The sequence below is a fragment of the Hydrogenophaga pseudoflava genome, assembly GCF_031020795.1.
Taxonomy (GTDB): domain Bacteria; phylum Pseudomonadota; class Gammaproteobacteria; order Burkholderiales; family Burkholderiaceae_C; genus Hydrogenophaga; species Hydrogenophaga pseudoflava_A.
On record NZ_JAVHJP010000003.1, the window covers coordinates 150,601 to 175,041 of the forward strand.

Here is a 24,441-nt window from a genome sequence, read left to right on the forward strand (position 1 = left end):
TCACGGTCTGGCGGCGGCAGGGGCTGCAGCGGCCGCCGTGGAGCTGGCGCGCGGCACCGGCGCCATCTCCACGCGGCGGTTGAGCGCCCGGCCCTGTTCGTCGGCGTTGCTGGCCACGGGCTGTTCGGCGCCAAAGGCCGCAGCGAACACCCGCGAGCGCGGCATGCCGCTGGTGATCAGCGCCCGCGTGACGGTGAGCGCGCGCTGGGCCGAGAGCTCGAGGTTGTCCTCGTAGCGCTGGCTCGGCCCCCGGACCACCGTCTTGTTGTCGGTGAAGCCGCTGACCATGAGCATTTCGTCGCGCTCGCCGAGGTACACCTGCAGCGGCGGCACCAGCGCCTTGAGCAGCTGTTCCCCTTCAGGGCGCAGCTGGTCGGAACTGAGGTCGAACAGCACGCTGCCGCTGATGCCGATGCGGCCGTTGTCGAGCGTGACGCGTCCGCTGGCCAAGGGCACGGCCAGCGCCTTTTCCAGCGCCATGCGCCGGGCCTCTTCCTGCTGGCGCCTGGCGATTTCGCTTTGCAGGCTGTTGACCAGGTCCACCTGGGTGAGCAGCACGCCGATGAAGACCAGCACGAAGGCACCGACCAGACCGGCCATGAGGTCGCCGAACACGGCCCAGACGGGCGCGGTGAGCTCGGCGCTGTCGTCGCCCTCGGCCTGCGGGTCGTCCATGGCGTCGTGGAAGGCGCTCATGCCGGGGCCCCCGCCTGGGCCCTGGCGACCGGCCCACGCAGCTTGCGCAGGTCTTCGACGATGCCCTGCTGCGCGCTGATGGACAGGTCGATGACCTCGCGCGCCTGGGCCACGTAGTAAGCCAGTTGCTCGTCGCTGCGCGCGAGCGACTGGCCGATGGCGCTCTCGACTTTCTGCAGGTTCTGCACCAGCTGCGCGTGGCTTTCGGCCAGTTGCTGCGTGCCCTGCTGGAAGGCCTCGCCCAGGCTGGCGAGCTGGGCCGCGCTGGCGGCGGCCTGTTCGGCCATGGCCTCGGCACGGCCGGCCTGCGTGCCGACGGTGTCGGCGAACTGCTGGCCCACACGGTCGAGCACGCCGGTGGCTGAGCCGACCAGGTGTTCGATGGCGGCGCGCTGCTCGCCGGTGGTCTGCTGCACCTGCTGCAGCAGGGCGCCGATCTGGCCCACCAGCTCGGCGCGCTCGCCGAGCGTGGCGTTGTCACGTTCGGCCAGGCGGCTCATCTGCTCGCGCAGCTGGCCGATCACCTCGGCCGCGGCCTTGGGGGCTTCGGACGCGGTCTGCATCAGGCGCGCCATGGGCGCTTCCAGCGCTGTGCCCAGCGTGGCCAGCTGGGTGGCCAGCGCCGCCTGCAGATCCGCCAGGCGCTGCACGGCGGCGTTGCCGCGCGCGGCCTCGTCTTCGCGCAAGGCCTGCAACTGGCGCGCGAGGGCGCCGAAGGCCTGGCCCTGCTGTTCGGACCTTGCCTGCTGGCGCTGCTGCTCGGCCTCGTGCAGGGCAGCCAGTTCGCTGCGCCACAGCCCGGCCAGCTGGTCCATGCGCTGGGCGTGCTGTTCGGTCCACGCGGCCTCGCTGGCGGTGCGGGCCTGCACCAGGGCCTCGGTCTGCGCGATCAGGCGGGCCACGCCGTCCAGGCTGCGGCCAGTCTGCTCGCTGCTGTGCTGCGTGAGGTGTGTGGCGGTGTCTTGCAGCGCCTGCAGCACCGTGCGCTGCTGCGCAAGGGTCTGTTCGCCGGCCTGCTGCCACTGGGTGCGCAGGTCCTGCGCCATGCGCTCCAGCGCGGCCGTGAGCTCGGCCTGCTGCTGCTGTTCGGCCCGGGCGCGCAGGGCCTGGGCCTCGGTCTGCGCGGCCTGCACGCTGGCCAGAAGCTGGCCGGCGCGCTGGTCGAAGCCGCTGTTGAAGGCTGCGAGCGACGTGTCCAGGCCTTGCAGCAGCCGCTGGCTCCCCTGCTCCTGCCGGTCCAGCGCACGGGTCCAGGTGTCGGCCACGGTGGCGGTGGTGGCGCTGAAACGGGCCGACAGGCCCTCGAGCTGGGCCTGCACCGCGGCGTTCACGCCTTCGTGCAGGCGGCTGGATTCGGCGGCGATGCCGGCCATGGCCTGCTGCACCACCGGCTGCAGGCCCTCGGTGGCGGCACGGGCGCTGGCGGCGAGGCTTTCGCGCAGCGACTGCTCCACCGACTTCGCCAGGCCGGTGTAGGCGGCGGCGGCTTCGCGCTGGAACTCGGCCTGGCGGGCCAGCAGGGCCTCGTCCAGCTGCTGGCTGCGGCGTTCCACCTGTTCGATGAGCGTCTGCAGATGCTGCGCGGCGGCGGGCAGGGCCTCGGCCTGGCGCTGCAAGGCCTCGAAGCTCTGCTGGCGCTGGTGCGCGGCCGAGAAGGGGCGCAGCGTGGTGGCGGCCAGTGCGTCCAGCGTGCGCAGCGCCTGGGTGCGCTCGCGCCGCGCGAGCGTGGCCATGAGGCCGAGCATGGCCGAGGTGGCGACACCGGCCACCGAGGTGCCGAAGGACAGGCCAAGGCCCTTGATGGGCGCGGCCAGCGCGGCGCGGATGGCGTTGAGGTCGGCCGAGCCTTCGAGCGCGAACACCGCGCCCTTGAAGGTGACCACCATGCCCAGGAAGGTGCCGAGCATGCCGAGCATGACCAGCAGGCCGATCAGATAGGGCGTGAGCGCCAGGCCGGGAAACGCGCTGCGCTCGCCTTCGATGCGCTGGCGCACCGCGTTGCGCAAGGGCGCGGGGACGCCGGCCAGCCAGTCGGCCAGTTGACCCAGCGGTTGCGGCACGCGGGACATGGCGGCGTTGAACCCCTCGGTGGCCTGGCCGAAGCGGCGCAATTCCCAGGCACCGCCCAGGAAGACGGCGCCGATCAGCAGCGTCATGCCCAGCGCGAAGGCGCTGCTGCCGACGAAGCCGCTGGCCACCCAGGCCACGGCGGCCAGACCGGTGACGAAGGCCGCGACGGACAGGGCGCGGTAGGAACGGGACGAAGAGGTTTCAGTGCTCATGGGCAAGGGCTTCGATCAGGCCGGTCACGGGCTGCAGGCGCAGGTCGAGTTCGGCGAGCAGCGTCTGCTCGAACTCGGCCGCGAAGCTCTGCAGCCAGCGCAGGTCGTCGGGGGTATCAGGTTCACGGGCCTGTGCTGCCTCGCGGCGCAAGGCCGCGAAGCGCGCCTTCAGAAAGGCCGGCAGGGTGGACAGCAGGCGCTGCTCGCGCCCGCCGAAAAAACCGTCCATCACGGCGTCGGTGGCAGCCAGCTGCGCCATGGCCGGCGTGGACTGGGCCAGCTGCTGGCGCACGTGTTCGCGCAGCGAGTCCACGCTCATCTCCATGCGGCGCTGCTGGTCGCCCAGCCGCTGGTGGAACAGCGCGAACTCGGTATCGAGGTCGTCCGGGTCGGGCTTGTGAGCCGGCGCGGTGGTGATGGAGCGGGCCAGCACGGCGCGCACACGGTCGAGTTCGGTGCTCAGCGTGGCGTGCAGGGCCGCCGGCTCGGTGCGCGGTGGGCGGCGCGCGGCCGCCGCGCCCGCGGCCGTCACCGCCGGCTGCGCCGCGTGCAGCTCGACCGCCTCGGCCACGTTGAGCCACTGCCCCAGGCGCTCGGCCACGTCCTGCCGCGGCGCGTCGGGTGACACGCCCGCGGGCAGCGCACGCGCGAGCTGGCGCGCGAGGCCGGAAGGATGGGACAGACGGTAGGAGCTGCGCAAAACGGGTCCGCGGCGCCCGGGCGGGCACCGGTGGTGATTCGGTTCGGGTGGGGATGTCCGGCCCGCCGGGGGCCGGTGCCGCGCCGGGCAACGGCCCGGGTGGCAGGGCGTAATTAGAAACGATTCGGCGGCCGGGTTTGTAACCGGCCGTGGGCGAGGCGTCCGGCGGAGGCGAGGACCCGCTCAGGCGTTCCGTCAGGGCCGGGCCGACCGTGCCACCACCCGGTGGGCACACAGGGGCAGCAGGGCGAGCAGGGCCGCCAGCAGGGCGAAGGCGACGGGCAGGCCGAGCAGCTGCGACACGAAGCCGATGGCGGCGGGGCCGAGCAGGACCCCGGCGTAACCGGTGGTGGAGATGGCAGCGATCGCCAGGCCGGGCGCCATCACGGTCTGCGCACCGGCGCGCCGGAACAGCACCGGCACCAGGTTGGAGGCGCCCAGACCAATGCCGAAGAAGCCCGCCATCGCCGGCGCTGCCGAGGCCGCCAGCAGCACCAGCACGAAGCCGCCGACCGCGAGCAGGCCACCGGCCGTCAGCACCACCCGGTCGCCCAGGCGCGCGCACAGCGCGTCGCCGCCGAACCGCCCGGCGGTCATGGCGACCGAAAACACCATGAAACCCAAACCGCCCTGCTCCGCGGCCAGCAGACCGCCTTCGGTCAGCAGCAGCGCGCTCCAGTCGAGCACCGCGCCTTCGACCAGAAAGCACACGCCCGCCAGCAGCGCCAGCAGCAGCACCGGACCGCGCGGCCAGGCCAGCGCCGGCGCGCCGGCGGCGGGCGTGGCGCGCAGCAGGCGGGGCGCCACGCCCGCCATGGCGGCCAGCATGAGCGCCGAGCCCAGCAGCGTGCCGGCCAGCGGCGACCAACCCGCCGAGAGCAGCGCGGTCATGAAGGCCGCACCCAGCAGGCCGCCCACGCTGAACAGCGCATGGAAGCCCGACATCAGCGGCCGGCCCGCGTCGCGCTCGACCGCCAGCGCATGCACGTTCATCGCCACGTCCAGCGAACCGAGCGCCGCACCAAAGAGCATCAGGGCGAGACCGAGCGTCAGCGGCGCGTCTGCCACGGCGAGCAGCGGCAGCAGCAGGGCCACACCCAGGCCGCCCGCGATCACCACCGACCGGCTGCCGTGGCGCGCGCTGAACCAGCCGGCCCACAGCATCGCCACCACCGAACCGATGCCCAGGCACAACAGCAAGGCGCCCAGAACGCCATCGCCCACCCCGAGGCGCTGCTTGGCGAACGGCACCAGCGGCGCCCAGCAGGCCAGCCCGAAGCCCGCGACGAGGAAGGCCAGGCGCGTGGCCAGGCGGGTGGCGGGGCTGTCGGCACCCACCGTCAACACAGCAGCGGTCATGAATGCATCACTCCGGCCTGTCTGCTTTGAGCACCTGCGTGCCCTGCTTCGCCAGCGCCTTCAGGAAGGCGAAGTCGGCGTCGTGTTCGACCACGAAATGGTCGATCTCGCGGGTGGGGGTGACCCGGTGCGGCAGCAGCAGGCCGAGCTTGTCGTTGGTGGCCATGGCCACGCAGCGCTGGCTGGCGGCGCGCAGCGCGCGCTTGAAAGCGGCGTCGGCCGCGTCCACGGTGCAGATGCCGGTCTCCACCAGCACGCCGCAGGTGCCGAGGAAGCAGCGCTGGATGTTCATCTGCCCCACGGCGAGCACCGCGGTGGCGTCGATGCAGCCGCCCACCAGCGGGTCCACCGCGCCGCCCACCATGATCAGGTGCACGTCCTGGCGGCGCAGCAGCGCGGCGGCGATGTCCACCGAGTTGGTGGCCACGGTGAGGGCGTACTCCGGCGGCAGGCACTGCGCCAGCGCGAGGTTGGTGCTGCTGCTGTCGAGAAACAGGAATTCGCCGGGTTCGATGATGGCGACCGCCGCCCGCGCCAGCGCGGCCTTGCGCTCGCGCTGCTCGTCCATGCGCACCGCCATGGGCGTGGCGCCGGGCAGCGGCGGCAGCGCGCCGCCGTAGACGCGGCGGCACAGGCCTTCACCGGCCAGCGCGCGCAGGTCGCGGCGGATGGCGTCTTCCGACACCTCGAATTCGGCGGCCAGCGTGGCCGCCACCACGGACTGGCCCTGGGCCAGCCGTGAGGCAATCTGGTCGCGACGCGCCAGGGGGATGTCCGTGTTCATGCGCGCATCATATCGTGCACAAACAAGAAAAACAACATGCACAAACGTGCAAACCACCCGCGATGTCAGGTCACGAGCAGCGCGCGGAAGTCGTTGACGTTGGTGTGCGTGGGGCCGGTGACCACCAGATCGCCCAGCGGTTCGAAGAAGCCAACCGCGTCGTTGCGGGCCAGGTGGTCGGCCAGCTTCAGGCCCTGGGCTGCGGCGCGCGCCAGCGTGTCGGGCGCCACCAGCGCGCCGGCGTTGTCCTCCACGCCGTCGATGCCGTCGGTGTCCGCCGCCAGTGCCCAGACACTCGCCTGCCCACCCAGCGCCTGCGCCAGGCCCATGCAGAACTCGCCGGCCCGTCCGCCCCGCCCCTTGGGCTGGCCCTCCGCGCGCGGACGCACGGTCACCGTGGTCTCGCCACCGCTGAGGATGACGCAAGGCGCTTCGAAACAGCTGCGACCCAGCGCCGTCGAGCGGGCCAGTGCCGCGTGCACCTTGCCGACCTCGCGCGACTCGCCTTCGATCTCGTCGCTGAGCACGTAGGCGCGCAGGCCCAACGCGCGCGCGGCTTCGGCTGCGGCGTCCAGGCTCTGCTGTGGCGTGGCGATCAGGTGGGTCTCACAGCGCGCCAACCGCGGGTCACCTGGCTTGGGGGTTTCGAGTGCGCCGCACGCCAGTTGATGTTTCACCGACGCGGGGACTTCGATGCCGTAGCGGCGCAGGATCTCCAGCGCGTCGGCGCAGGTCGTCGCGTCGGCCACGGTCGGTCCGCTGGCGATCACGCTCACGTCGTCGCCCGGCACGTCACTGATGGTCAGCGTGACCACGCGCGCGGGCGCACAGGCCGCCGCCAGACGCCCGCCCTTGATGCGCGAGAGGTGCTTGCGCACCGTGTTCATCTCGCCGATGTGGGCGCCGCTTTCCAGCAGTTGCAGGTTGATTCGCTGTTTGTCTTCCAGCGTCAGGCCCTCGCCCGGCAGGGTCAGCAGGGCCGAGCCACCGCCCGAGATGAGGCAGAGCACCAGGTCGTCCTCGGTCAGGCCCTGCGTGAGCGCGAGGATGCGCTGCGCGGCTTCGAGACCGGCGGCGTCGGGCACCGGGTGCGCCGCCTCGACGACCTCGATGCGCTGTGCGAGGCCTTCCGGTCGCGGCGGCGTGTGGCCGTAGCGCGTGACCACCAGACCCGAAAGCGGTGCCTCCTGCGGCCACAGGGCTTCGACCGCGTGCGCCATCGCCCCGCCCGCCTTGCCGGCACCCAGCACCAGGGTGCGCCCTTTCGGTGGCGCCGGCAGGTGGGCGGCGGTGTTGTGCAGCGGCAGGGCGCGCTGCACCGCCACGTCGTACAGGTGGCGCAGCAGGGCGCGGGGGTCTTCAAGGGTGGGAGGCTGGATGGCGGTCATGCAGGCAGTCTAGCGATGCCTCAGGCGGCCGGCGCGGGGGCGATCTCGTGTCCGGCCATCAGCTCCAGACTGCGGCACAGCGCCGAATGGTCCAGCCCGGCCATCCCGTGCGCGGCGCAGCTCTGCATCAGCTGCGCCGCACTGGCCGTGTTGGGCAGACTCACGCCCAGCTCCTTCGCGCCCTGCAGCGCCAGGTTCAGGTCCTTCTGGTGCAGCTCGATGCGAAAGCCCGGGTTGAACGTCCGCTTGACCATGCGCTCGCCGTGCACCTCCAGGATGCGGCTGGCCGCGAATCCGCCCATCAGCGCCTGGCGCACCTTGGCCGGATCGGCACCGGCCTTGCTGGCGAACAGCAGGGCCTCGGCCACCGCCTCGATGTTGAGCGCCACGATGATCTGGTTGGCCACCTTGGTGGTCTGGCCGTCGCCGTTGCCGCCCACCAGGGTGATGTTCTTGCCCATGGCCTCGAACAGCGGTTTGACGCGCTCGAACGCCGCTTCGGGTCCGCCGACCATGATGGTCAGGCTGCCGGCCTTGGCCCCCACCTCGCCGCCGCTGACCGGCGCGTCCAGGTAGTCGCAGCCCAGGGCATTGATCTGCCGCGCGAACTGCTTGGTGGCCATGGGGCTGATCGAACTCATGTCCACCACCGTCTTGCCGGCCGACAGACCTTTGGCCACGCCGGTCTCGCCGAACAGCACGTCCTGCACGTGCGGCGTGTCCGGCACCATGGTGATGACCACGTCGGCGCGCTTCGCCACCTCGGTGGCGTTGGTGCAGACCGTGGCGCCCGCTTCAGCCAGCTCCGCCGGAATCTTGCTGCGGCTGGCGACGAACAGGGTGTGACCGGCCTGGATGAGCTTCAGCGCCATGGGCGCGCCCATGATGCCCAGGCCGATAAAACCGACTTTGGTGCCGCTCTTGGTCATGTGTCGTCTCCTTGTGGGTGCTTGTCAGAGCTTTTGACCGTGGGCGGCGATCCAGCCCAGGCCACGGTCCGTGCCGCCCGGCGTTCCATCCTTCGGCTTGTATTCACAGCCGATCCAGCCGGTGTAGCCCACTGCGTCGATGTGGTCGAAAACGTTGCGGTGGTGGATCTCGCCCGTGCCCGGCTCGTGGCGGCCGGGTGTGTCGGCCAGCTGCATGTGGGCGATGCGCGGCAACAGTTCGCGAATGGTGTTGCACAGCTCGCCTTCCATGCGCTGCGCGTGGTAGATGTCGTACTGCAGGAAGACGTTGTCCGCACCCACATCGTCCATCAGCGCGATGGCCTGGCGCGGCCGGTTGACGAAGTAGCCCGGCATGTCGAAGGTGTTGATGGGTTCGATCAGCAGCGCGATCCCGAGCTTCTTCGCCTCGGCGGCGGCAAAGCGCACGTTGGAAACCCAGGTGGCACGCGCCTGCGCCTCGCTCACACCCGCCGGCATCAGACCGGCCATGCAGTGCCAGCGCTGCACGCCGATCACCGGCGCGTAGGCGGCGGCCTTGGCCACGCCGGCGCGGAACTCGTCCTCGCGCCCCGGGAGGCAGGCGATGCCGCGCTCGCCCGCAGCCCAGTCGCCGGGCGGCAGGTTGTGCAGCACCAGCTGCAGGCGGTTTCGCTGCAGGCGTTCGGCCACTTCGGCGGCCGGGTGGTCGTAGGGAAACAGGAACTCCACGGCCTTGAAGCCCGCCTTCGCCGCCGCGTCGAATCGGTCGAGGAAGGGCAGCTCGTTCCAGAGCATGGAGAGGTTGGCAGCAAATTGCGGCATGTGGTTTGTCCTTGTTTTTTGTGGTCCGTGATCAGTCCAGAAGCCCTGCGGTTTCCAGACCCTGGGCGGCGCGACAGTCGATGTCCTCGAACTCCACCACCTTGTCGATCTCGGTGCCCATGGCGATGTTGGTGACGCGTTCCAGTATGCATTCCACGACGACAGGCACGCGGTGCACGGCGGCCATCTGCTGCGCCTGGCGCAGGGCACCCTGCAACTGCTCGGGGTCGGTCACGCGCAGGGCCTTGCAGCCCAGGCCCTCGACCACGGCGACGTGGTCGACACCGTAGCCCCGCAGCTCGCCCGCGTCTTCCGGCATGTTCTGGTTGTCAAAGGCCAGCTGCACGCAGTAGTCCATGTCGAAGCCGCGCTGGCTCTGGCGGATCAGGCCCAGGTAGCTGTTGTTGACCAGCACGTGCACATAGGGCAGGCGGAACTGCGCGCCCACGGCCAGTTCCTCGATCAGGAACTGGAAGTCGTAGTCGCCCGACAGCGCCACCACGTTCTTAGTCGGGTCGGCGGCCACCACGCCCAGCGCGGCCGGCAGCGTCCAGCCCAGCGGGCCGGCCTGGCCACAGTTGATCCACTGGCGCGGGCCGTAGACGTGCAGGAACTGCGCCGCCGCGATCTGCGACAGGCCGATGGTGCTGACGTAGACCGTGTCGCGGCCGAAGACCTGGTTCATCTCTTCGTAGACGCGGTGCGGCTTCATGGGGATCTGCCCGAAGTGCGTCTTGCGCAGCATCACGCGCTTGCGTTCAGCGCAGCGCGCGGCCCAGTCGGTGTAGTCGGGCCAGGCCTTGGCGGCCACGCGCTCGCGCGCCACCTGCACGAACAGCTCCAGCGCGGCCTTGGCGTCGGACACGATGCCGTAATCGGGTTCAAACACCCGGCCGATCTGCGTGGGTTCGATGTCCACGTGCACGAACTTCCGGCCCCGGGTGTAGGTCTCGACGCTGCCGGTGTGGCGGTTGGCCCAGCGGTTGCCGATGCCCAGCACGAAGTCGCTGGCGAGCATGGTTGCGTTGCCGTAGCGGTGGCTGGTCTGCAGGCCCACCATGCCGGCCATGAGCGGGTGGTCGTCGGGGATGGCGCCCCAGCCCATCAGCGTGGGGATCACCGGCACGCCGGTGAGCTCGGCGAACTCCACCAGCAGCCCCGCCGCGTCGGCGTTGAGGATGCCGCCGCCGGCCACGATCAGCGGCTTCTCCGCGGCGGCCAGCATGTCCAGCGCCTTCTCGATCTGCCGGCGGGTGGCCGCGGGCTTGTAGACCGGCAGCGGTTCGTAGGTGTCGATGTCGAACTCGATCTCGGCCATCTGCACATCGAACGGCAGGTCGATCAGCACCGGGCCGGGCCGCCCCGAACGCATGAGGTGGAAGGCCTGCTGGAACACGCGCGGCACCAGGGCCGGTTCGCGCACCGTCACCGCCCACTTGGTCACCGGCTTGGCGATGCTCTCGATGTCCACCGCCTGGAAGTCTTCCTTGTACAGGCGGGCGCGCGGCGCCTGACCGGTGATGCAGAGAATCGGTATCGAATCGGCGCCGGCCGAATACAGGCCGGTGATCATGTCGGTGCCCGCCGGCCCGCTGGTGCCGATGCAGACGCCGATGTTGCCGGCCCGGGCGCGCGTGTAGCCCTCGGCCATGTGCGAGGCGGCTTCCACATGGCGCGCCAGCACGTGGGCGATGCTGCCTCGCTCGCGCAGCGCGGCGTACAGCGGGTTGATGGCCGCGCCCGGCACGCCGAAGGCCTGGGCAATGCCTTCCTTCTCCATCACCAGCACCGCCGCCATCGCGGCTTTCATCTTCGCCATGCCTGTCTCCAGTGGTTTGTGGACTGGGACCGATGCTATGGAGACCATATGGTCTTGTGAATGCCACCGGCGGTCAGTTGATTCGATACTTGCGGTATGCAATCGCGCCGGTAACATGCCCTCATGGACCGCTACAAGGAAATCGAAGCCTTCGTGAACGTGATGGAGCACGGCAGCCTGGCCGCGGCCGCGCTGCACGCCGGCATCACCCCGGTGATGATGGGCCGGCGCATCGACGCGCTCGAAAAACGTCTGGGCACCCAGCTGATGCACCGCTCCACCCGGCGCCTGGTGCTGACCGACGCGGGCGCGCGCTTTCTCGACGAATGCCGCCCGCTGCTGACGCAGTGGGCCCAGGCCGAGGCCAGCGTGGCGGCGCAGAAGCACCAGGCCAGCGGCCACCTCATCGTGTCCGCACCAGCCGCCTTCGGACGGCTGCATGTGGCGCCACACGCCAGCGCCTTCCTCAAGGCCCACCCCGCGGTCAAGCTCTCGTTCAACCTGACCGACCGCGTGGTGGACCTGGTGCGCGAGGGCTACGATATGGGCATCCGCATCGGCGGTGCCATCGACCCGAACTTCGTCGCCATCAAGCTCGCGACCAACCAGCGCGTGGTCTGCGGCACGCCGGCCTATTTCCGCAAACACGGCAAGCCGCAGACGCTGGACGACCTGGCGCGACACAACTGCCTGGCCTTCAACCTGCAGGGCGGCCAGCAGCGCGGCTGGTACTTCCAGCAGGACGGCAGGACCGTGACCGTGCGCGCCGAGGGCAACCTGGACTGCAACGACGGCGAGCTGCTGCACCGCTGGGTGAGCGAGGGCCTGGGCCTGGGCTGGCGCAGCACCTGGGAAATCCAGGCGCAGCTGCAGCGCGGCGAGCTGGTGACCGTGCTGGACGAGTACGCCCTGCCCGCCTACGACATCCTGGCCGTGTACCCGCAGCAGCGGCACCTGCCGGCCAAGGTGCGGTTTTTCATCGAGCACCTGAAGAAGACCTACGCCAAACCCCACTACTGGTTGAAGTGACATGAACTCCCTGCTGATCCACCACGCCACCTGCATCGCCACCTTCGACCATGCCGATCCGGCCCAGGCCCGCGAACTGAAGGACGCCTCGCTGTTCGTGCGCGACAACGTCATCGAGTGGATCGGCCCCACCGCCGAACTGCCGCGCGCCCTGCGCGAATCGGCGGGCGAGACCATTGACGCGCGCGACCACCTGGTCATGCCCGGTCTGGTGAACACCCACCACCACATGTACCAGTCGCTCACGCGCGCCATCCCGGGCGTGCAGGACGCCGAACTGTTTTCGTGGCTGCGCGGGCTCTACCCGATCTGGGCCGGCCTCACGCCGGAGATGGTGCTGGTCTCGACCCAGGTGGCGATGGCCGAGTTGCTGCTGTCCGGCTGCACCACCAGCAGCGACCACCTCTACATCTACCCCAACGGTGTGCGGCTGGAGGACAGCATCGAAGCCGCGCAGCGCATCGGCATGCGCTTCGTGGCCACGCGCGGCAGCATGAGCGTCGGCCAGAGCGCGGGCGGGTTGCCGCCGGACCGTGTGGTGGAGCAGGAGGAAGCGATCCTGAAAGACAGCCAGCGCCTGATCGAGACCTGGCACGACGCGTCGCACGGTGCCATGGTGCAGATCGCGCTGGCGCCGTGTTCGCCGTTCTCGGTCAGCCCGGCGCTGATGAGGCAGAGCGCCGAACTCGCGCGCAGCTTCAAGGGCCAGGGCGTGCGCCTGCACACCCACCTGGCCGAAAACGCGCACGACATCGCCTACAGCCGCGAGAAGTTCAACAAGACCCCGGCGCAGTACGCGCAGGAACTGGGCTGGCTGGGTGACGACGTCTGGCACGCGCACTGCGTGCAGCTCGACGACGAAGGCATCGGCCTGTTCGCCGCCAGCCGCACCGGCGTGGCGCACTGCCCCTGCAGCAACATGCGCCTGGCCAGCGGCATCGCGCCCGTGCGCCGCATGCTCGACGCCGGGGTGCCGGTGGGCCTGGGGGTGGACGGCAGCGCCAGCAACGACGGCGCCCACATGGTCAACGAGGCGCGGCAGGCGCTGCTGCTGGCGCGCGTGGGCCGCGCCCTCTCGGCGCCAGAGACCCGCGGCGGCCGCACGTTCTTCGGCTGCGACCTCGGCCCGGCCGAGATGACGGCGCGCGACGCCCTGCACCTGGCCACCCGCGGCGGCGCGCAGGTGCTGGGCCGCCGGGACATTGGTCATCTGGCGGTGGGCATGTGCGCGGACTTCGCGCTGTTCGACCTGCGCACGCTCGGCTTCGCCGGCGGCGCGGTGCACGACCCGGTGGCCAGCCTGCTGCTCTGCGCCAGCCCGCAGGCGGCGTGGACCGTGGTCAACGGCCGGGTGGTGGTGCGCGACGGCCGACTGGCCAGCGTGGACCTCGGTCCGCTGGTGGAACGCCACAACCGCCTGGCGCTTGAACTGGCCGATGCGGCGCACTGAGCGCCGACGCGCTCAATGCCAGGGCGCGAGCAGCGCCGACAGCCAGCCGTTGAGGTCGTGGAGCTCCTTGGGGCTGATCTCGTGTCCCATCGGATAGTCGTGCCAGGCGATGTCGTACCCCATGCGCAGCAGCTTGTCGCGCGACGACTCGGCGCGCTGGGGCGACACCACCGGGTCCTGCCGGCCGTGCGCCATGAAGATCGGCACGTCGCGGTTGGCGGCGCTGGCTTCGGCTTCGGTGGCAATCGACAGCGGCAGGTAGCCCGAGAGCACCACCAGACCAGCCAGCCGCTGCGGGGCGCGCAGACCCGCCATCAGCGTCAACACCGCGCCCTGGGAAAAGCCCAGCAGCACCACGTGCCCGGGGGGCATGCCACGCGCCGCCTCGCGGTCGATCAGCGCCTGCACCACCTCGCAGGACGCTCGCAATCCCTCTTCGTCCTGGGTGGATACCGCACCGCTCTCGGCCGCCACCGGACGCGGGTCGTACCAGGCGCGCACCGGCTCGCCGTCGCCGATGCTCACCGTGCGCAAGGGTGCGTTGGGGAACACGAAGCGCACCGGCCCGGCCGAGGACAGGTCCAGCTCCTTCACCAGCGGCGCAAAGTCCTGCCCATCCGACCCGAGGCCGTGCAGGACGATCAGAGTGGCCGTGGGCGCCACCGACGGGTCGTCGCCGGTGACGGTTTCTCGCAGCTGGATCTTCTGACGGACGCTCATGTCGCCAGCATAGCGCCAGCCCTGGCGTTGCTGCAGGCCAGGGCTGCACCGACGCAGGATAGTTGCAGCTGAATTGATCCGTAACAAATGGCGGTCACGACGCCCCCACGAACTGCCGCACGGTCTGCACCAGCCGGGCCGACTGTTGCTGCAGCGAGTCCGCTGCGGCGGCGGCCTGCTCCACGATGGCGGCGTTCTGCTGGGTGTTCTGGTCGAGCTCGCCGATGGCGTCGGTCACCGAGCGGATGCGCCCGGACTGCTCGCGCGTCACCTGGCTGACCTCGGACAGCAGCTGGTCGACCTGCTGCACGGCGTCGCCCAGGTGGTTCAGCGAAGCCTCGGCCTGGCGGATCAGCGCCGCCCCGGAGGCCACGCGGTCGACCGAGTCGACAGTGAGCTGGCGGATGTCCTTGGCCGCGGTGGCGCTGCGCTGCGCCAGCGTGCGCACCTCGCCCGCCACCACGGCGAAGCCGCGTCCCTGGTCGCCGGCCCTGGCCGCCTCGACGGCGGCGTTGAGCGCCAGGATGTTGGTCTGGAAGGCGATCGAGTCGATCAGGCCGGTGATGTCGGCGATGCGGCGGCTGGACTCGTTGATCTTGTCCATGGCGTCGCGCGTCTCGCGCATCACGTTCCGGCCGTTGTGGGCCTGCGCGACCGCATCGCGCGCCAGCTGGGCCGCATGGTCGGACGACTCCGCGCTGTGGGCCACGGCGTCGGTGAGTTCGCGCATGGCGCTGGCACTCTGCTGCAGGTGCGAGGCCTGCTGCTCGGTGCGCACGGACAGGTCGGCGTTGCCCGTGGCGATCTCGCGCGACGCGTTGGCCACGCCGCCCGAGACATCGCCCACCTCGCTGAACGCATTGCGCAGCTTGCGCGCAAACCCGTTGAAGCCCTGGGCGATCACGGAGAGTTCGTCGGTGCCCCGCACCGGCAGCTCGACGCGCAGGTCGGTGCTGCCCGAGGCCAGCCCGTTCATGGTGCCGCCGAGTTCGCGCAGCGGTTTCATGAGCGAGCGCACCAGCAGCGTCATGAAGACGGCGGCCAGCGCGCAGGCCACCGCTGCGGCGGCGACGGCGCCATAGAGCTGCTGTTGTGCGGCGGCCGCGGCCAGCGCCAGCGGGTAGGACACCACCACGCTCCAGGGGGCCGTGCCCTGCAGCACGGTGACCGGCGTGTACAGGTGGACCCAGCCCCGGCCGTCGTCCCACACATGGTGTTCGCCCTTGGCGATGCGGGCCAGCACATCGGCCGGCAGGTCGTCTGCACGCTTGCCCAGCCGGGCCTTGTCCTGCACCGCGAGGTACAGCCCGCCGTTGGACAGCAGCGAGACCCGGCCGCCGGGCACGGGTTCGAGTTTGCTCAGTCGTTCGGACAGGTCCGACAGCGGCATGTCGGCCCCCGCGGCGGCGACGAACTTGCCGCCCACCAGCACCGGCGTGACCATGGTGGTCATGAGCACGTCCTTGCCGGCCACCGGGTAGACATAGGGCTCGATCAGGGCGGGCTTGAGCGTCTTGCGCGGAATCGCGTACCAGTCGTTCGCACCGTCCTTTTCATAGTCCAGCAGCGGCTCCACCGCGATCTGTCCGCTGCCGCGGTTCCAGTAGGCGATGTAGCGCCCGGTCGCGTCGTCGGCGGGGCCCTTCTTCACGAACTCCGCGTCCCGGCCGTCGAGGGCGTTCGGCTCCCAGATCGAGTAGGTGCCGATGAACTCGCTGCGCTGGGTCAGCAGCTGGCGCGCCATGTCGTCGAGCTGCTCGCGGCTGGGCGGGTGGCCGGCGGCCTTCATGCCCTCCATGCTGGCGGCCATGCCGAGCACTGCCGCAAAGCTGCGGCCGAGTTCTCCACCGACCTGCGCCGCCGCCTGGTCGGCCACCACACGGGCCTGGTCGCCGGCCGCCTGGCGCGCCCGGTCGCTGGCCTGCAGGCCCACGACGGCGCTGGTGGCGCCCACGCACAGCACACACAGGAGAACGGCGGACAGGCTCAGCTTGGTGGTCAGGGACCAGGCGCCTGGCCGGAACCGGGAAGACAGGGCGACAGGGGTCATGGCGGTGGTTTTCTGAAGGTGACAAAGGGGCTGTTGCCACTATCGGACACACCCTGGAATACTGAAGCGCCGATCAACGGCGCAAGAACCGCCCTGTTTGCGCCAGATCAAGTTGCGAGGCGCTGCAACAGCCAGGCGTTGAGGTCGGTGATCTCGTCCATGCACACCTCGTGCCCCATGGGGTAGGACCGCCAGTCCACCGGATACCCCAGGGCCGCCAGGGTGTCGCGCGCCGCCGCTCCGCGCGCCGGCACCACGATGTCGTCGGCGTCGCCATGCGCCATGAACACCGGCACCCCGCGGCTTTCCTTGCTGGCCTCGGCCGCCGTGCGCGAAGCCAGCGGCAGGTAGCCCGACAGCGCCACCAGGCCCGCCAGCCGCTGCGGCGCACGCAGGCCGGCCAGCAGGGTCATGGCGCAGCCCTGCGAGAAGCCCATGAGCACGGTGCGAGCCGGTGGCACACCACGCTGCGCCTCGCGGTCCAGCAGCTGCTGCACGATGGCCTGGCTCTCGCGCAGGCCCGCCTCGTCCTCGAGCCGCGGCAGCGACGGGTCGCTGCTGGGCGGAAAGATGTCGTACCAGGCGCGCATCCGATAGCCGCCGTTGATCGTCACCGGCCGCACCGGCGCGCTGGGGAAGACGAAGCGCACCGGGCCGACGGCCGACAAGTCCATGGCCTGGGCCACGGGCACGAAGTCGCGGCCGTCGGCGCCCAGGCCGTGCAGCACCACGATGCTGGCCACCGGCCGGGCGTCCGGGTCGCCGCCGGTGGTGAATTCGATGAGTTCGATGGAGGTGGTCATGCGGCCAGCATAGCGCCGGCCGGCGCCGCTCAGGCCTCCAGCCCCAGCAGGCGCCGGGCCATCCCGAACGACGCCGCCGGCTGAAGCACGTCGAAGTGCACCACCTGCATGCCGGCCTTCACCCCGCCGTCGGCGTTGCGCTTCTGGTCGTCCACGAACACACATTCCCCGGCCGGCAGGCCCAGCGCTGCGGTCACGGCCGCGTAGGCGCGCGGGTCGGGCTTGAGGATGCCGGTGTAGGTCGCGTCCACGACCACGTCGAACAGCTGCAGCAGCGGCAGGCGGCGGCGGAAGTCGGCGCCGTAGAACAGGTCCAGCTCGTTGGAGAGGATGGCGAGTTTTTTGCCGGCCGCTTTCGCCGCGTGAATGATGGACACCGCCTCGGGCCGGATCACCGCCTCGACGTCGGCGCCGCGCGCGCGCTGCACGAAGGTTTCCATGCGGTCCCAGTCTTCGCCCAGCAGCCGGCCGACCTCGCGCGTGCGGGTCATCCAGTAGTCGCGCTCGCTGAGCTGGTCGGCCTGCATGGCCTGCCAGAGCGGGTCGGTGGCCGGGTCGAACGGGCCCCTCCACGTCAGGGTGCCGGGCTTCAGGCCCAGGGCCTGTTCCGACAGATCGTGCGTCTCGAACAGCATGCGGCTGACGACGCCGCCGAAGTCGAGCACCAGGGCCTTGGCTGTCATGCGGCTTTCCTTTCTTCGACTGCATCGACCACACCGGCAGGCACCAGGCCAGCGGCCACCCAGCCATCGAACACGCGCAGCGCGGCCTGGGCGAACGCTTCGTCGTTGATGTGTGCATCCACCGGCTGGAACACCGTGTCGGGCGACACCACATGGACCATCTCGTCGGTGAAGGCCTTCAGGCCCTCGGGGTCGTGCAGCGGCTCGCCCGGCCGGTCCCACTGCTCGACGCCGCCCGTGGGCAGCAGCAGGCAGGTGGGCCCGGTGGCCTGCTCCAGCCGGTCGGCGAGGGCGCGCGCCACATGGCGGCGCATCTCGGGGTCGATGCAGACCGAGGCGATCAGGCGGTTGTGCTCGTGCACCGAGCGGCCGATGAACTGCTCCGGGCAGCGCGTCCAGGCCGGGAAGTCGACCATGTCGGTCGCGCCGGGCGCCACGATCTGCGGCACGCCCGCGCGGCCCGCGCCCAGCAGGCGCTCGCTGCCCGCGCTCACGCAGCTGCCCGCCAGATCGTTCACCAGTTCCTGCAGGCTGAAGTCCATCACCGCGGCGAAGTAGCCGCGCCGCGCCAGGTCTTCGAACGCCCGCCCGCCCATGCCGGTGGTGTGGAACACCGCCAGTTCGTAGCCACGCGCCTCCAGCGCCGGCTTGAGCTTCTTCATGTAGGACAGCGCGCTGCTGCCCAGCGAGGTCATGCCGATCACGGGGCGCGGATCGGGCTCGGCCGCGCGCGCCTGGCAGGCACCCAACACCGCACCGGCCGCCTGGCCCAGCGCCGCCTTGCACAGGCGGTTCAACCCATACAGGCCGCCGGCCCAGAGCCGCATGATCAGGTCCGGCGGGATGCGGTCGGGTGGGATCAGCGGCGAGTACGCGATGGTGGACAGCACCACCTTCGGGCAGCCCATGGGCAGCGCGTTCGCCACGTCCAGCGCCAGGTCGGTGCCCATCGTGCCGCCCAGGGCCAGCATGCCGTCGAAACGGCCTTCGACGTACCACCGGGTCGCGATCAGCGCGGCGCCGGTGGCCATCAGCTTCATCGAGGTGTTCTCGTCGCCGGTCTCCATCACCTGCTGCAGCGTCACGCCCGCAGCGGCCGCCACCTCGGTGTTGAGAACGTCGGGAGTGAAGCCGCCCTGGCCCAGCACGCCCACGTCCATCACCAGCGCGGTGCCGCCCAGGTGTTCGACCGATTCGCGCAGGTAGGCGATCTCGTCGCTCTTGGTGTCGACCGTGCCGATCAGCAGGATGACCGGCGGGCGGCCGGCGTGGGTGGGGCTCACAGGCTGGCCTCCACGGCGGCGAACGACGCTTCCAGCACGTCGCAGAGGTGGTTCACTTCGTCCAGCGAAATCACCAGCGGCGGCGAGAGGATGAGGTTGGGACCGGAGATGCGCACCATCAGGCCGCGCCGGTAGGCCTCCTTGGCCACGCGGGCCGGGATGTCGCTGCTGCGCGGCATGGGGGTGCGCAGGGCCTTGTCGTCCACCATCTCGATGCCCAGCATCAGACCGACGCCGCGCACGTTGCCGACGAAGCTGCAGCTCTGTTCGAGCTTGCGCAGGCGCTCCTGCATCACCGCGCCCACGCGACCGGCGTGGCCCGGCACGTCCAGCGCCGCGATCTGGTCCAGCGTGGCCAGCGCGGCGGCGGCGGCCACCGGGTGGGCGCTGTAGGTGTAGCCGTGGCCCACGGCCGCCTGGCCGCTCTTGTCGTCGTTGAACACCTGGGCGACCTTGGCCGAGATCGCCGTCGCGCCCAGCGGCACATAACCCGAGCTGATGCCCTTGGCCAGGCACCACAGGTCGGCGTTCACGCCCCACAGGCGGGTGCCGAACAGATGCCCGGTGCGGCCGAAGCCGGTGACCACCTCGTCGGCGATCAGCAGCACGCCGTATTTGTCGCAGATCCGGCGCACCAGCGGCCAGTAGTTGGCCGGCGGCACGATCACGCCGCCCGCACCTTGCACCGGCTCTGCAATGAAGGCCGCCACGGTGTCCGGGCCCTGGAACACGATCTCGCGCTCCAGCAGCTCGGCGCAGATCTCGCCCAGCTCCAGCGGGTCGCTGGTGTAGGGGTTGCGGTAGAGCCAGGGCGTGTCGATGTGGAAGCAGCCCGGCAGCAGCGGCTCGTAGGCGCGGCGGAAGTTGGTGTTGCCGTTGACGCTCATGCCGCCGAAGTGCACGCCGTGGTAGCCCTGGCGCAGGCTGATGAACTTGAAGCGGTCCTTCTCGCCGCGCAGCTTGTGGTACTGGCGCGCCAGCTTGAGCGCGGTCTCCACCGCGTCCGAGCCGCCGCTGGAGAACATGACGCTGGCCACGCCGTCGGGCTCCATCATCTTCACCAGGCGGGCCGAGAGTTCGATGGCGCGCGGGTGCGAGGTGCCGCGGAAGGTGTTGTAGAAGGGCAGCTCGTCGAGCTGCGCCACGATGGCGTCGCGCACCGCGGTGGCGCTGTGGCCGAGGTTGCTGGCCCAGAGGCCGCCCACGCCGTCGAGCATCCTGTGGCCGTCCACGTCCCAGATCCAGCAGCCTTCGCCGCGCGCGACGATGTCGGGCTTGGCCTTCTTCATGGCCGCCGGATGGGCCATGGGGTGCCACTGGTATTCGGCGTTGTCCTGTTTGAGTTGTTCGGTGGTGCTCATGGTTGCTCCCGGGTTCAGAACGGTTGGCCGATGGTCACGGTCTTGACCTCGGTGTAATGGGTGATGCCTTCGGCGCCCTGCTCCTGGCCGAGGCCGCTTTCCTTGTGGCCGCCGAAGGGCAGCTCGGGCTGCGAGACACCGAAGTGGTTGATGCCGACCATGCCCGCCTCGATGCCTTCACCCAGGCGGTGGGCGGTGTGCAGGTCGCGCGTGAAGGCGTAGGCGCCGAGCGCATAGGGCAGCGCGTTGGCCTGCTCGATGGCGGCGTCCAGCGTGTCGTAGGGCTGGACCACGGCGATGGGACCGAAGGGCTCCTGCTGCATCACGCGGCTGCTGGCGGGTGCGTCGGCGAACACCGTCGGTTCGAAGAAGAAGCCGGGCCGCGCCACCCGCTGGCCGCCGGTGAGCAGGCGCGCGCCCTGGCCCACGGCGTCGTCCACGAAGCGTTCCATGTCCTCGATGCGGCGCGCGTGGGTCAGCGGGCCCATCTGCGTGGCAGCCTCCAGGCCCGACCCGAGCTGCAGCTGCTGCGCGGCGGCGGCAAAACGCTCGCCGAATACACCGAGCTGCGCGCGCGGCACGTAGAAGCGGATCGGCGAGGCGCAGACCTGGCCGGCGTTGCGGTACTTGGCGGCCACCGACTGCTTGAGCACGAAGTCCAGGCCAGCGCCTTCCGCCATGTCCTCGGCCACGATCACCGGCGCGTGGCCGCCCAGCTCGCCGGTGAAGCGCTTGACGTGGCGCGCGGCCTGCTCGCCCAGCAGCTTGCCCACGGCCACCGAGCCGGTGACCGAGACCTTGGCGATTTCGGGCCGCTCGATCAGGAAGGACGAGACCTGCGCCGGGTCGCCCCACACCAGGTTGATCGCGTCGGCGGGCACACCCGCATCCAGGAAACACCGCACCAGCAGCATCGCGCTGCCCGGCGTTTCTTCGGCCGGCTTGAGCACCACGCTGCAACCCGCCGCCAGCGCGCTGCCCAGCTTGCGGCTCGGCAGGTTGACCGGGAAGTTCCAGGGCGTGAACGCGGCCACCGGGCCCACCGGCACGCGCTGCACGGTGTGCGAGAGGATGCCGTCGACACGCGGCGCGACGGCGCGGCCGTAAAGGCGTTTGCCCTCCTCGGCCTGGAAATCGATGATGTCGGCCGAGAGCAGCACCTCGCGCTTCGCCTCGGTGAGGGTCTTGCCCTGTTCGAGCGTGAGCACGGTGGCGATCTCACCCGCGCGCTGGCGCAGCAGTTCGGCCGCGCGGCGCAGGACGACGTAGCGCTCGTGCGGGCGCACGCGGCGCCATTGTTCGAAGCCGCGGCGGGCCGACTCGGCGGCGGCGGCCAGCTCGGCCGGGCCGGCGAGCGGCAGCGTGGCGAGCACGCTTGCATCGGCGGGATTGACAACGGCGCGTTCGCCGCCCGAGGCCTGGGACAGCCACTGGCCGGCCACGTGCAGGGAGAGGGTTGGGTAGGAAGAACTCATGCCGGGCACTGTGCCGGCCTACCCCTTCACCACGTGATCGGAAATGCGCAAAGTGGGGTTACGGGTTTACCCTGAACACACGCCACTCTGCTGCGGCAGGCGAGGTGCACCCAAGGAAATCAGCCCTTCGACTTCCGGGCCCGCGCCAGCGTCTCCGACGGCAGCTCGAAAAAGTGCTTCTTGTAGTCGAGCGAAAACTGCCCCAGGTGCCAGAAGCCCCAGCGCGCCGCCACGTCCTGCACCGTCGAGCCCGCTGCCGCTTCGCGCAGCCCGCGCCGCACCCCGTTGAGTCGCAAGGCCCGCAGGTACTGCGTGGGCGACGTGCCCAGCACATCCTGGAAGCAGTAGTTCAGCTTGCGCCGGCTCGCCCCCACGCGGCTGCATACATCCAGGATCGAGGGCGGCTCGTCGGGGTTGGCCATCATCAGTTCGCAGGCCTTGTCCACCATGCGCTTGCGCCGCGCCAGCGAGTCCAGGTCGGAGGTGTCCACGCTCGGCGGCAGCGCCTCGATCCACTCGATCAGGATGTCGTCGCGCAGCTGGTTCAGCGCCGAGGGCTCATTGAAATGCTGCGCCAGCGCCAGCGCCTCCTTCAGCGCCTGCAGGTGCTTGCCGCGCAAGGCGGCGCTGCTCTCGGGCGTGGGCAGCAGCTCCATCTGCCGCTCCAGCCAGCTGGCCAGCGGCTTCTGGTACATGTGCTCCCACAGCGGATTGAGCAGGCTGCGCTCCACCGTCAGCGCGATCAGGTGGTGCTGCGCCGGCGTGACGAAGTCGATCTCGCGTCCGCTGCCGCAGAGGATGGCGTCGGGGTGGACCTTGCGGCCGTCGAAGTACACGTCCCCGGTGGGCGCCACCGACATCGCGAACCCGTAGACCTGCTCGCCCAGCCGGCCGCGCTGGCGCAGCGCCAGGCTGGTCTTCTCTTCGGTCAGGCGCACGCCGACCAGCTGCACCAGGGACAGTTCGCCACGAAAGCGCCCGCTGGAGAGCTGCTCGTAATGCAGCGACCAGTCGCCCTGCGCCATGGCGTGGGCATCCATGTCGAAGGTCAGCAGGGACTGGGCCCAGGCGGGCGCGGGTGCGTCTTCGGGGGCCTCGGCGGCGGGGTCGCTCATGGCGCGCAGCGTAGCAGCAGCGGGGGTGATTGGGACAAACCCGGACCACATCGTGCGCAGTTTTGATAACCCGTTCGGCGGCCCGTCCCTAGCATCCCGTCCACCCTGGCCCCCAAGGCCGGAGGCACGGATACACCGACACAACGACGAGGAACAGCCATGAACACCGCTTCCACTTCACTTTCATCGTCCGGGCCCGCCCCGGGCGCCGAACAGTCCCTGCGATCCGGCCGCCTGGGGGTGATCGGCATCGTCTTTTTCGTGGTCGCCGCCGCCTCGCCGCTGGTGGGCATGACCGGCGCGCTGCCCGCCGCCATCCTGCTGGGCAACGGCGCCGCGGCGCCCGGCGCCTACCTGCTGGCCGGCCTCACCCTGCTGCTGTTCAGCGTGGGCTACGCCGCCATGAGCCACCAGGTCACCAACTCCGGTGCGTTCTTCGCCTACATCGGTCGCGGCATGGGCCTGCACCTGGGCGTGGGGTCGGCTTTCGTCTCGCTGCTGGCCTACCTCGCCATCCACCTGTCCATCTTCGGCTTCTTCGGCGGGCTGATGGCCGAGCAGGTGGGCGGCTTGCCCTGGTGGGGCTGGTCGCTCATCGCCTGGGTCGCGGTGACCTGGCTGTCGCTGCGCAGCGTCGACGTGGGTGCGCATGTGCTGGGCCTGCTGCTAGGGCTGGAGCTGCTGGTGCTGGTGATCACCACGGTGGCCATCCTGATGCAGGGCGGCCCCGAAGGCTGGAACTTCGCCGCCTCCTTCAGCCCGTCCAACATCCTGGCCGGCGGTCTGGCGGGGTCGGCGGGCATCGCGCTGGCGTTCGCATTCGCCTCCTTCGTCGGCTTCGAGGCCACCGCCATCTACGGCGAAGAGTCGATCGACCCCAAGCGCACGGTGCCGCTGGCCACCTACGTGGCCGTGCTGTTCATCACCGTGCTGTTCGCCAGCACCACCTTCGCCGTGGTGACCGGCCTGGGTTCGGGCAAGGTGATGGACCGCGTGGTCGAACTCTCGTCCGTCGATGGCGCACCCCTCGTCAATCCGGCCAACGTGCTGTTCACGCTGGCGAGCCAGTACGTGGGCGACTGGCTGGCGGCCATGATGAAGAGCCTGGTGCTCTCCAGCCTGTTCGCCGCCATGCTGGCGTTCCAGAACTCGGCCGCGCGCTACCTGTTTGCACTGGGTCGCGGCGGCACCCTGCCGGCCGCCCTGGCCAGGGTCAACGGCCGCGGCGCCCCGTCGGCGGGTTCCGTCACCGTGTCGGTGATCACGCTGGCCGTGATCGCGACCTTTGCGCGGGCCGGCCTGGACCCCATCCTCAACATGTTCTTCTGGTTCTCCGGTCTGGCGGTAGTGGCCATCCTGCTGATCGAGATCCTGGTGTGCGTCGCGGTGATCGCCTGGTTCCGCCGCGTGCCCGGCGACTCGAACCTCTTCCAGTCGCTGATCGCGCCGGCGCTGGCGATCGCCGGCCTGTCGGTGGGCCTGTACCTGCTGATGGCGCGCTTCGGCCTGCTGACCGGTGCCGTGGCCGAGGGCCTGGACCCGACCACGACCTCCTGGGCCATGAACGGCCTGGGCTGGTTCATGGCGCTGCTGCCCTTCGGCGTGCTGGTGGTGGGCTACTTCTTCGCCATCGCCCGCCACAAGGAGAACAAGGAACTGATCCAGGACGTGATCTCCTGACGCCGCGACCACG

20 protein-coding genes are annotated in these 24,441 nt (G+C 70.5%); 3 read left to right on the plus strand and 17 right to left on the minus strand.

The window, feature by feature from the left end:
- The 9 genes from RCO38_RS10275 to gcl all read right to left on the minus strand — a co-directional run bounded on the left by RCO38_RS10275 (position 1) and on the right by gcl (position 10,779).
- Entirely contained in the window at positions 1-696 is a 696-nt protein-coding gene (locus RCO38_RS10275) for an OmpA family protein (protein ID WP_308328216.1), read from the minus strand.
- Positions 693-2,978 (minus strand): DUF802 domain-containing protein, encoded by a 2,286-nt coding sequence (locus RCO38_RS10280; RefSeq protein ID WP_308328217.1) that lies wholly within the window; start codon positions 2,976-2,978, stop codon positions 693-695. The genes RCO38_RS10275 and RCO38_RS10280 overlap by 4 nt, the downstream gene beginning before the upstream one ends.
- A complete protein-coding gene (locus RCO38_RS10285) occupies positions 2,968-3,678 on the minus strand; it encodes a DUF3348 family protein (protein ID WP_308328218.1) in 711 nt (236 codons plus the stop codon). Before RCO38_RS10285 ends, RCO38_RS10280 begins: the two co-directional genes overlap by 11 nt.
- Before the next feature lie 195 nt (positions 3,679-3,873).
- Entirely contained in the window at positions 3,874-5,016 is a 1,143-nt protein-coding gene (locus RCO38_RS10290; RefSeq protein WP_308328811.1) for an MFS transporter, read from the minus strand.
- Positions 5,017-5,044: 28 nt separating this feature from the next.
- The gene (locus RCO38_RS10295; RefSeq protein WP_308328219.1) at positions 5,045-5,863 is read right to left on the minus strand and encodes a DeoR/GlpR family DNA-binding transcription regulator; all 819 of its coding nucleotides are present in this window, start codon (positions 5,861-5,863) and stop codon (positions 5,045-5,047) included.
- A gap of 23 nt (positions 5,864-5,886) precedes the next feature.
- Positions 5,887-7,209 carry a glycerate kinase type-2 family protein gene (locus RCO38_RS10300; protein ID WP_308328220.1) on the minus strand — a complete coding sequence of 441 codons (1,323 nt, stop codon included), beginning with the start codon at positions 7,207-7,209 and terminating at the stop codon, positions 5,887-5,889.
- Positions 7,210-7,229: 20 nt separating this feature from the next.
- Positions 7,230-8,138: a 2-hydroxy-3-oxopropionate reductase gene (glxR, locus tag RCO38_RS10305; protein ID WP_308328221.1), complete on the minus strand. Its 909-nt coding sequence runs from the start codon at positions 8,136-8,138 to the stop codon at positions 7,230-7,232.
- A gap of 24 nt (positions 8,139-8,162) precedes the next feature.
- On the minus strand, positions 8,163-8,960 hold the full coding sequence (gene hyi / locus RCO38_RS10310; RefSeq protein ID WP_308328222.1) for a hydroxypyruvate isomerase: 798 nt from the start codon (positions 8,958-8,960) through the stop codon (positions 8,163-8,165).
- 31 nt (positions 8,961-8,991) lie between these two features.
- Positions 8,992-10,779, minus strand: coding sequence for a glyoxylate carboligase (gene gcl / locus RCO38_RS10315; RefSeq protein ID WP_308328223.1), 1,788 nt, complete (start codon positions 10,777-10,779; stop codon positions 8,992-8,994).
- Between the two features lie 123 nt (positions 10,780-10,902).
- On the opposite strand from gcl, the gene RCO38_RS10320 reads away from it, so the two are divergent.
- A complete protein-coding gene (locus RCO38_RS10320; protein WP_308328224.1) occupies positions 10,903-11,808 on the plus strand; it encodes a LysR family transcriptional regulator in 906 nt (301 codons plus the stop codon).
- 1 nt (position 11,809) lies between these two features.
- The gene (locus RCO38_RS10325) at positions 11,810-13,258 is read left to right on the plus strand and encodes an 8-oxoguanine deaminase (RefSeq protein ID WP_308328225.1); all 1,449 of its coding nucleotides are present in this window, start codon (positions 11,810-11,812) and stop codon (positions 13,256-13,258) included.
- Between the two features lie 12 nt (positions 13,259-13,270).
- On the opposite strand, the gene RCO38_RS10330 is transcribed toward RCO38_RS10325, so the two are convergent.
- The 8 genes from RCO38_RS10330 to RCO38_RS10365 all read right to left on the minus strand — a co-directional run bounded on the left by RCO38_RS10330 (position 13,271) and on the right by RCO38_RS10365 (position 22,748).
- A complete protein-coding gene (locus RCO38_RS10330; protein ID WP_308328226.1) occupies positions 13,271-13,978 on the minus strand; it encodes an alpha/beta hydrolase in 708 nt (235 codons plus the stop codon).
- A 94-nt stretch (positions 13,979-14,072) separates the two neighbouring features.
- Complete coding sequence (locus tag RCO38_RS10335; RefSeq protein WP_308328227.1) at positions 14,073-16,028, minus strand: methyl-accepting chemotaxis protein; 1,956 nt, start codon at positions 16,026-16,028, stop codon at positions 14,073-14,075.
- A 107-nt stretch (positions 16,029-16,135) separates the two neighbouring features.
- Positions 16,136-16,831: an alpha/beta hydrolase gene (locus RCO38_RS10340; protein ID WP_308328228.1), complete on the minus strand. Its 696-nt coding sequence runs from the start codon at positions 16,829-16,831 to the stop codon at positions 16,136-16,138.
- Between the two features lie 29 nt (positions 16,832-16,860).
- On the minus strand, positions 16,861-17,514 hold the full coding sequence (locus tag RCO38_RS10345; RefSeq protein ID WP_308328229.1) for an HAD-IA family hydrolase: 654 nt from the start codon (positions 17,512-17,514) through the stop codon (positions 16,861-16,863).
- Positions 17,511-18,797 (minus strand): Tm-1-like ATP-binding domain-containing protein, encoded by a 1,287-nt coding sequence (locus RCO38_RS10350; protein ID WP_308328231.1) that lies wholly within the window; start codon positions 18,795-18,797, stop codon positions 17,511-17,513. Before RCO38_RS10350 ends, RCO38_RS10345 begins: the two co-directional genes overlap by 4 nt.
- A complete protein-coding gene (locus tag RCO38_RS10355) occupies positions 18,794-20,158 on the minus strand; it encodes an aminotransferase class III-fold pyridoxal phosphate-dependent enzyme (RefSeq protein WP_308328232.1) in 1,365 nt (454 codons plus the stop codon). The genes RCO38_RS10350 and RCO38_RS10355 overlap by 4 nt, the downstream gene beginning before the upstream one ends.
- A gap of 14 nt (positions 20,159-20,172) precedes the next feature.
- Entirely contained in the window at positions 20,173-21,633 is a 1,461-nt protein-coding gene (locus RCO38_RS10360) for an NAD-dependent succinate-semialdehyde dehydrogenase (protein ID WP_308328233.1), read from the minus strand.
- Positions 21,634-21,752: 119 nt separating this feature from the next.
- A complete protein-coding gene (locus RCO38_RS10365; RefSeq protein WP_308328234.1) occupies positions 21,753-22,748 on the minus strand; it encodes a helix-turn-helix domain-containing protein in 996 nt (331 codons plus the stop codon).
- 159 nt (positions 22,749-22,907) lie between these two features.
- Between RCO38_RS10365 and RCO38_RS10370 the strand changes: the two genes are divergently transcribed.
- Positions 22,908-24,428, plus strand: coding sequence for an APC family permease (locus RCO38_RS10370; RefSeq protein ID WP_308328235.1), 1,521 nt, complete (start codon positions 22,908-22,910; stop codon positions 24,426-24,428).
- Positions 24,429-24,441 lie beyond the last annotated feature (13 nt).

Coding starts and splice junctions, on each gene's coding strand:
- RCO38_RS10275 (WP_308328216.1), bottom strand. CDS start 696: ATGAGCGCCTTCCACGACGCCATGGACGACCCGCAGGCCGAGGGCGAC.
- RCO38_RS10280 (WP_308328217.1), bottom strand. CDS start 2,978: ATGAGCACTGAAACCTCTTCGTCCCGTTCCTACCGCGCCCTGTCCGTC.
- RCO38_RS10300 (WP_308328220.1), bottom strand. CDS start 7,209: ATGACCGCCATCCAGCCTCCCACCCTTGAAGACCCCCGCGCCCTGCTG.
- glxR (WP_308328221.1), bottom strand. CDS start 8,138: ATGACCAAGAGCGGCACCAAAGTCGGTTTTATCGGCCTGGGCATCATG.
- hyi (WP_308328222.1), bottom strand. CDS start 8,960: ATGCCGCAATTTGCTGCCAACCTCTCCATGCTCTGGAACGAGCTGCCC.
- gcl (WP_308328223.1), bottom strand. CDS start 10,779: ATGGCGAAGATGAAAGCCGCGATGGCGGCGGTGCTGGTGATGGAGAAG.
- RCO38_RS10320 (WP_308328224.1), top strand. CDS start 10,903: ATGGACCGCTACAAGGAAATCGAAGCCTTCGTGAACGTGATGGAGCAC.
- RCO38_RS10325 (WP_308328225.1), top strand. CDS start 11,810: ATGAACTCCCTGCTGATCCACCACGCCACCTGCATCGCCACCTTCGAC.
- RCO38_RS10330 (WP_308328226.1), bottom strand. CDS start 13,978: ATGAGCGTCCGTCAGAAGATCCAGCTGCGAGAAACCGTCACCGGCGAC.
- RCO38_RS10335 (WP_308328227.1), bottom strand. CDS start 16,028: ATGACCCCTGTCGCCCTGTCTTCCCGGTTCCGGCCAGGCGCCTGGTCC.
- RCO38_RS10340 (WP_308328228.1), bottom strand. CDS start 16,831: ATGACCACCTCCATCGAACTCATCGAATTCACCACCGGCGGCGACCCG.
- RCO38_RS10345 (WP_308328229.1), bottom strand. CDS start 17,514: ATGACAGCCAAGGCCCTGGTGCTCGACTTCGGCGGCGTCGTCAGCCGC.
- RCO38_RS10355 (WP_308328232.1), bottom strand. CDS start 20,158: ATGAGCACCACCGAACAACTCAAACAGGACAACGCCGAATACCAGTGG.
- RCO38_RS10360 (WP_308328233.1), bottom strand. CDS start 21,633: ATGAGTTCTTCCTACCCAACCCTCTCCCTGCACGTGGCCGGCCAGTGG.
- RCO38_RS10365 (WP_308328234.1), bottom strand. CDS start 22,748: ATGAGCGACCCCGCCGCCGAGGCCCCCGAAGACGCACCCGCGCCCGCC.
- RCO38_RS10370 (WP_308328235.1), top strand. CDS start 22,908: ATGAACACCGCTTCCACTTCACTTTCATCGTCCGGGCCCGCCCCGGGC.